General features: G+C 40.5%; 5 protein-coding genes and 1 tRNA gene. 2 read left to right on the forward strand and 4 right to left on the reverse strand.

Annotated elements, in window-relative coordinates; all coding sequences use genetic code 11:
- Positions 1-99: 99 nt before the first annotated feature.
- The 4 genes from IBX42_RS10705 to IBX42_RS10720 are packed head-to-tail and all read right to left on the reverse strand — an operon-like array spanning position 100 to position 3,948.
- Positions 100-1,134 carry a polysaccharide deacetylase family protein gene (locus IBX42_RS10705; protein WP_294932763.1) on the reverse strand — a complete coding sequence of 345 codons (1,035 nt, stop codon included), beginning with the start codon at positions 1,132-1,134 and terminating at the stop codon, positions 100-102.
- A gap of 25 nt (positions 1,135-1,159) precedes the next feature.
- On the reverse strand, positions 1,160-2,521 hold the full coding sequence (gene mgtE / locus IBX42_RS10710; RefSeq protein ID WP_294932765.1) for a magnesium transporter: 1,362 nt from the start codon (positions 2,519-2,521) through the stop codon (positions 1,160-1,162).
- Positions 2,522-2,530: 9 nt separating this feature from the next.
- On the reverse strand, positions 2,531-2,971 hold the full coding sequence (gene rimI / locus IBX42_RS10715) for a ribosomal protein S18-alanine N-acetyltransferase (RefSeq protein ID WP_294932767.1): 441 nt from the start codon (positions 2,969-2,971) through the stop codon (positions 2,531-2,533).
- Positions 2,968-3,948, reverse strand: coding sequence for a phosphatidylglycerol lysyltransferase domain-containing protein (locus tag IBX42_RS10720; protein ID WP_294932768.1), 981 nt, complete (start codon positions 3,946-3,948; stop codon positions 2,968-2,970). Before IBX42_RS10720 ends, rimI begins: the two co-directional genes overlap by 4 nt.
- 183 nt (positions 3,949-4,131) lie before the next feature.
- Here IBX42_RS10720 and IBX42_RS10725 point away from each other — a divergent pair.
- Both IBX42_RS10725 and IBX42_RS10730 read left to right on the forward strand, forming a co-directional pair.
- Positions 4,132-4,206 (forward strand) — tRNA-Gln (locus tag IBX42_RS10725).
- 251 nt (positions 4,207-4,457) lie between these two features.
- Positions 4,458-6,551 (forward strand): TonB-dependent receptor, encoded by a 2,094-nt coding sequence (locus IBX42_RS10730; protein ID WP_294932770.1) that lies wholly within the window; start codon positions 4,458-4,460, stop codon positions 6,549-6,551.
- Positions 6,552-6,577: the final 26 nt, after the last annotated feature.

Genomic DNA, 6,577 nt, shown 5'->3' on the forward strand with positions numbered 1-6,577 from the left:
TGTGTTATAAGAAAAAGTGATTATTTACGCACCCAAATTTTTCATTAAGTCGCTTATGTAAAGATGATAGAGGATATTTTGCTTAGCAGGTAGCTTTTGCTATTTGACTATCCAAAGATGGCTATACCAGTACCATCTGCTCTCTTTTGAGGCGGCGGTGCATGTGTATCTGTCTCTTGGAGCTTTTAACGCCTCTTCTGCTTGAACGCTAAACTCTCTATCTGATACCCATTCAACGGTTATCGCTTTTCCGCTGGAGAGGTAACACCATACATTTTTTACGGGGTGCTTGAGCTTAATGGTGAGCTTTGGAGGATTATCCTCTTTTACCAGAGGCTCTATGGATGAGACGCTCTCTATTGGGAGTGGGAGAGTTTTGAGCTTCAGAGTAAAACCATCCATGTCAGCATACGCCTCCGACATTGCAAAGCGCGGCAGAGTCCTTGTATCGCTCTGCATCCCTATTGCGCCCGACGTCTGAGTAATTCCAATATACCCCAAGCTTTGAATATACTCTGCGCTCTCTTTTGTATACTCTCCAAACGGATAGGAGAAGAGCTTTGGGTTTTCGTTTGTAGTATCTCCCAGCTCCTCTTGAAGCCTCTTTTGTGCGCCCTCAATCTCATCTCTTATGCGTTTTTTCCAACTCTGCTCATCTTCGCCCTCTTTTGGTAGCATGTAGTCATGAGTTTTGGAGTGGTTCGCAAACTCCGCCCCAAAAGCTTGCATCTCACGCATCTCATCCCAGCTCATATAATTTTTTGAACCGCTGTCTGTCGACGTGCTGTTTACAAAGACCGTAAAGGGAAATTTGTACTCTTTAAACCTTGCAAACGCATGCGTATATGTGCTTTTATAGGCATCGTCTATAGTAAGTGCAACGACCTTTTTTGGAATCTCCCTGCCCTCTACGATATGGCGGACTATCTTTGAGAGACTCCATACATTATAATTGTTTTGCGAGAGATACTCAAGATGCTTTTCAAACTGTTCCATTCTGATGTTTGTAGATGGATATTTGTTTTCGTCAAAGCGGTGATACATGAAAACAACTGCTCCCTCCTCACTATTTTGAGCACTTAAAAACTCTGAAAAGAATAGCAAACACAAAAAACCAAGTAACATTTTTTTCATTTTTAAACCCACTTTTTTTCTTTTACTATAGCAAAATTATGGTTGCCAATCCAAGAAAACTAAAAAATCCGACGATATCCGTAACCGTTGTAAGAAGCACGGAGGAGCCGACGGCAGGGTCGATGTCTGCCTTTTGAAGAAGCAGAGGGATGAGTGAGCCGAAAAATCCTGCCGTAATGATGTTGATAACCATTGAAGCGGCTATAACCACCCCAAGCAGAGGCATTGAGAACCACATCCAAGCTATAAGACCGATAGCTACGGCGAATATAAAGCCGTTCATAAGAGCCAAATAGACCTCTTTTAGTATAGTTTTTTTGGCATCTTCACTGCTAATATCTCCAAGCGCCATCTGGCGAACCGTTACCGTGAGCGTCTGCGTTCCTGCATTCCCGCCCATGGATGCCACGATGGGCATCAGTACAGCAAGTGCTACCAGAGACTGCAGAGTTGCGTCAAAAAGACCGATGACAACCGATGCTGCAATAGCCGTTATAAGATTTACGCCAAGCCAGTAGGCGCGATATTTTCCGATGTGAAAAAGGCTCTCCTCCTGCTCCGCTTCCTCGTTAACACCTGCAAGGTTATAGAGCTGCCCCGTTGCACGCTCCTCTATAATGTCATAGATGTCATCCGAGGTTATACGCCCAAGAAGCCTGCCTTTAGCATCTGTGACGGGAATTACACCCATGTCGTACTTTGATGCAACCTCTACAACGTCGTGGATATCATCCAGAGCCTTGGCTGAGATGGTGTTTACCCCCTCTTTTACAAGCTCTCTATAGTTGACATTTGGTCCAAGGAGTATTAGATCTTCTAGAGGAATTGAACCCAAAAACTTATGATTTCTAGTTACAACGTAAACCTGATAGACGCTGTCAAGCTCTTTTTTGGCTTTTAGGCGTTTGAGTCTGAGTATGGAATCTCCAATCTGCTCATCTATAAACGCGGAGAAAAGCTCCGTCTGCATATAAGCACCCGCTTCATACTCATCGTATGCTATAAGCGTCTGCAGGTTTTCTCTATCTTTGTGCGGAAGGCTCTCAAGAACCTCCTGTGCTATTTTCTCATCAACCTCTTCTATATTTCGGATAAGCTCAGCTGCATCATCAGTATCAAGCGTGTTTGCCAAAGAGGCGAGTTCATTTGGTGCAAAATACTCAACTATCTCCTCGTGGCAGTGGCGAGGAAGCTCTATCATAACATGAGCTTGAAGTTCTTGCGGAAGTTTAGAGAGTTCTTCTAGATATAATTTTTCATCTTCATCACGCAACTCAAGTAAATCTTCCGCGATATCATAAGGATGTATGCTGGCATCAATACCCTCTAAATATTTTTCTACTTTATCTCTAAGCGCATCGATTAACTCTGGCAGTGATAGTTTCATATTTTCTCCCTATTGTTCTATCTTTAGTTGCATCAGATGGGCATCACATCCGTCTCCGTAAAAGGCTTTGAGTTTTTTAAGCTCGCAAAAGCCCATTTTTTTATATAAGGCTATCGCCGCCTCATTATCCGTACGCACTTCAAGAAACAGTGTGCTAAAACCCAAAGAGATAAGCTCTTGAAATATAAATCTAAGCAGCTCTTGGGAAATTTTTCTATTGCGATAAGCTTTGCTGACTCCAAGAGAGTACAGTTTGGCATTTTTACGTTTAATGAGCACCAAAATATAACCTGCCACCTTGCCCTCAACCTCCGCAATATAGAGCAGATTGTTTTTAACATGGTATAAGAAAGAGCCTCTTGAGAGAGGATAGTTCTGCGGCAAAAACAGCTCTCTCTCCAGCGCATAAAGCAAAGAAACATCATACTTTTCGGCTTTTCTTACTGTCATTTTTGATAAATCGTATACTTTGGAACAAGCTTAAACGGGCGATATGACATCTTCACCTTGCGGAGATTTTCAAATCCCATGTCATCGCCTACATTTATATATCCAATATCGTAATGCTCTTTTAGCATCTTAGAGAACTCTCTAAAGATAAACTGAGCGCATCCCAAAATTTCAAAATCCGTTTTTTCTATAATAACCGTTGCCGTATCTTTGTTAATTCTCTCGCCTACGGTAAAGCCTTTTAGCTCGCCGTTTATGTAGATGACCAAGCCTATCAAAGAGAGCTCTTCATAATATTTGAGCATCTGCTTTACCGCATGTCTCTCCTGATGAATCCCCTCCAAAAAGTGTTCTGCCTCCTCTTTTGGCATGTACCTCACCCTGTCGGAGACCCACTTGTTAAAAAGATGCGTAATCTCATCTTTATGTTTTATGCTGTCTAGTTGTTCAATGACATAATCAGGGTAAGACTTCATAAACTTATTGATCTCTGTTCTTTTTGTGTGGTAGCTGTTTCCGCGTAAATCTATAAGCGCATTTACTTCATAAACATAATCAACCAGTTTTTTCTCAACCAAGTAGGACTCAAGCATCTCAAACATACTCTGTGCTTCATCAGTGTTTTGCACAAACTCTTCAAGCATAGAAGCCTGAACATAGTCGATGCGGGAGTAGTACGGCGAAGAGTTGTTTGTATTCATAATCTTAAAACAGCTAATAATGGCATCTGTGACGTTTTTTTTCTTTCCAAGAGGAGGTAAAAGCATAGTCAGCTCGCCGCCCGTCATAACAAAGAGACAAAAACATTTATTGATAAGCGCATAAAATCCGCTGCTGTTAGCCAGCCATATAAAGTTTGCCGCAAAAGTGTAGTCGCTAAGATCAACGTCCATCTTTACCAAATACCCCTCCATAACGGGCTTTGTAGCTATTGTAAATCGTTTTAATTTCTGCTTATTGACCGTTAAACTTCCCATGCCATATCTCCTTGATTTTATAAATAATAGTGGAATAATACATCTTTTTTTACCATTTGCAACTACTATTTTTTTACCTCTTTAAAGGAGTATATTATAAAATTTTTATAGAGAGATTAAGGGTATTATAAGGGGAGAAAATTTATAATTCCACCCGTTTTACAAAACTACTCTTTCGCAGACTGGGGTATCGCCAAGCGGTAAGGCCGCGGCTTTTGGTGCCGCTATTCGGGGGTTCGAATCCCTCTACCCCATCCACACACAATCCTTACACAAAGATTCCCAATGGAAAACTTAGACTCAACTACCATCATCATAAGAACTCTCGTTTTTGTCGTAATCGCCGCTGTCTTTTACTTCGTGTTAAAATCTAAAAAGTAACTCCTCACATATCAATTTAGTATTTTATAGCGACAAAATGGTAACTTCTTGAAATTATTAATACAAAATTAACACTCCTTAGTTAAAGTTTTAAAAATATATTTAATTTTAAAAACTAAGGAAAGAATATGAAAATAAAATATTCACTAGCTGCTCTGCTGGCAATCTCATCTATTCATGCGCAGGAAGTAAGCCTCGATTCAATAAGCGTAACGGCAACAAAAGTATCAACCGCAACAAAAGATATCTCACAATCAATTGCCGTTGTAGACGAGAAAACAATAGAAGACAATAATATCTTAAACATACAAGAAGCGATAGAAAATATTCCCGGTGTTAGTGCCGAGTCCTCTACAAACTCTCCGAGTCCAAGACTTATAATAAGGGGAGCTGGGCTAAAGGCAAGATACGGTGTCAGAGAGATAATGGTTATGAAAGACGGCGTTCCTTTGACAGACCCCGACTCTTTTACAAGGTTTGATTTTATAGATATGCAGGATGTTCTAAGCGTTGAAGTGCAAAAAGGACCTGGCTCAATAAATGCAGTAAATGCAACAGGCGGCGTTATCCAGCTTGTAACAAAGTCTGTTTTTCAAGAAGATAAAAACAGAATAAAAATCGGCATAGGCGATGACGGGCAAAAAAATATAAACCTTAAAGTAAGAGGCGAACTGAGCGAGAACGATTTTATCTCCGCAACCATAAGCAGAAGAGAGATCGAGAACAGCTGGAGAGACAACAATGAGTTTGACTCTACTCAAGCGACTATAAAATATGGTCATATATTTCAAGACGACTCTATTATAGAGAGTGAGTTTTCCTATACAGAGTCAAATATGAACATTCCCGGATCTATGACGGCTGAAGAGTTTGAGCTCTTTAAGAGCACGGGAACACAGCACGACACAAGCTACCAGTGGCAGCACAGTGCGAGAGATTCCAAAATATTCTCCATAAACACCAAGTATGAAAAAGAGGTCGGGAATTTAGTATATAAACCAAGAGTCTATTTTAACGCTTGGGAGCATTTCCATCCTGTGAGCGGAATCATAAACGAAAGTAATAACAACAAAGTTTACGGTACTGACTTGGAACTAAACTATAACCACAATCTTTTTGGAGAGAGTGCTGTTTTAGTCGCAGGGGTAACGCTAAAAGCAGATATAACTAAAGATGCGAAAAAGTATGAATATGCAGACTATACCGTTCTTCCATCTTCTTCATGGCCCTTTACCCCTTATATAAGCGAGACGCTCTCAAATAACAAAGGCGATTTGGCAAGCACCGAAGATAGTACGACAACGTTATACGGTGCTTATATTATGGAGACATTTTCACCGATAAATGATTTGACTTTTGACATCAGCTCAAGAGTAGACAAACTCAGTTTTGACATAAGCGGAAATCAGATAACGGACTACAGCTACAGTGCAAAAAACTATGTTACAGGCATAGGTCTTTATAACATCGACAAGTCTTACACTCTCTTTTCTGCAAAATTGGGAGCTGTTTATAAAATAAGCGACAGTACAAATGTCTATGTATCAGTTGCAACGGCAAATCAGGCTCCGACTACAAGCGAGCTCTCAGACAACACCTCTTTGGATAAATCCACAAGTGTAAACTATGAGATAGGATTAAAAACAAGGGCAGAGAGTATCTCTTATGATTTAGCGCTTTATGAAAATATTGCTGATGATGAGATTATTCAAATTTTAGATGCAAACGGAAACTCTATTTACGACAATGCAGGAAAAACAAAAAAGAGAGGCTTGGAGTTCAATGCCGTTTATGCCCTGAACAAGCAGGTAGGATTTGGCGGAGCTTATGCCTACAGCGACTTTAAATTTGTGACGTTTAACGAGTCTGTGGCAGGCTCTTTGGTATCTAGAGACGGTAATTACCTGCCATATATACCAAAGAACCAGTACTCTTTGTTTGCGACATTAAACCTCCCAAACGGCTTCAAATCAAGAGTAACCACAAAAACGTGGGGTAGCTACTACATGGACAACGCAAATACGCAAAAGTATGAGGGGTATAAGTTTGTCACGGATTTAATGCTCGGCTATGAGCATAAAGCCCACAACATTCAACTAAACATAAGAAACATCACAAACGAATACTATGCGATGGAAGCCCTAAGAGATGTCTATGGAAATGAATCATACAAAGCAGCTGCTCCAATTAGCGGGATGCTTACATACAGCTACAAGTTTTAGGAGATATTATGGTTGATTATCAAAAG

Source organism: Sulfurimonas sp., assembly GCF_014859695.1.
Taxonomy (GTDB): domain Bacteria; phylum Campylobacterota; class Campylobacteria; order Campylobacterales; family Sulfurimonadaceae; genus Sulfurimonas.

Coding starts and splice junctions, on each gene's coding strand:
- IBX42_RS10705 (WP_294932763.1), bottom strand. CDS start 1,134: ATGAAAAAAATGTTACTTGGTTTTTTGTGTTTGCTATTCTTTTCAGAG.
- mgtE (WP_294932765.1), bottom strand. CDS start 2,521: ATGAAACTATCACTGCCAGAGTTAATCGATGCGCTTAGAGATAAAGTA.
- rimI (WP_294932767.1), bottom strand. CDS start 2,971: ATGACAGTAAGAAAAGCCGAAAAGTATGATGTTTCTTTGCTTTATGCG.
- IBX42_RS10720 (WP_294932768.1), bottom strand. CDS start 3,948: ATGGGAAGTTTAACGGTCAATAAGCAGAAATTAAAACGATTTACAATA.
- IBX42_RS10730 (WP_294932770.1), top strand. CDS start 4,458: ATGAAAATAAAATATTCACTAGCTGCTCTGCTGGCAATCTCATCTATT.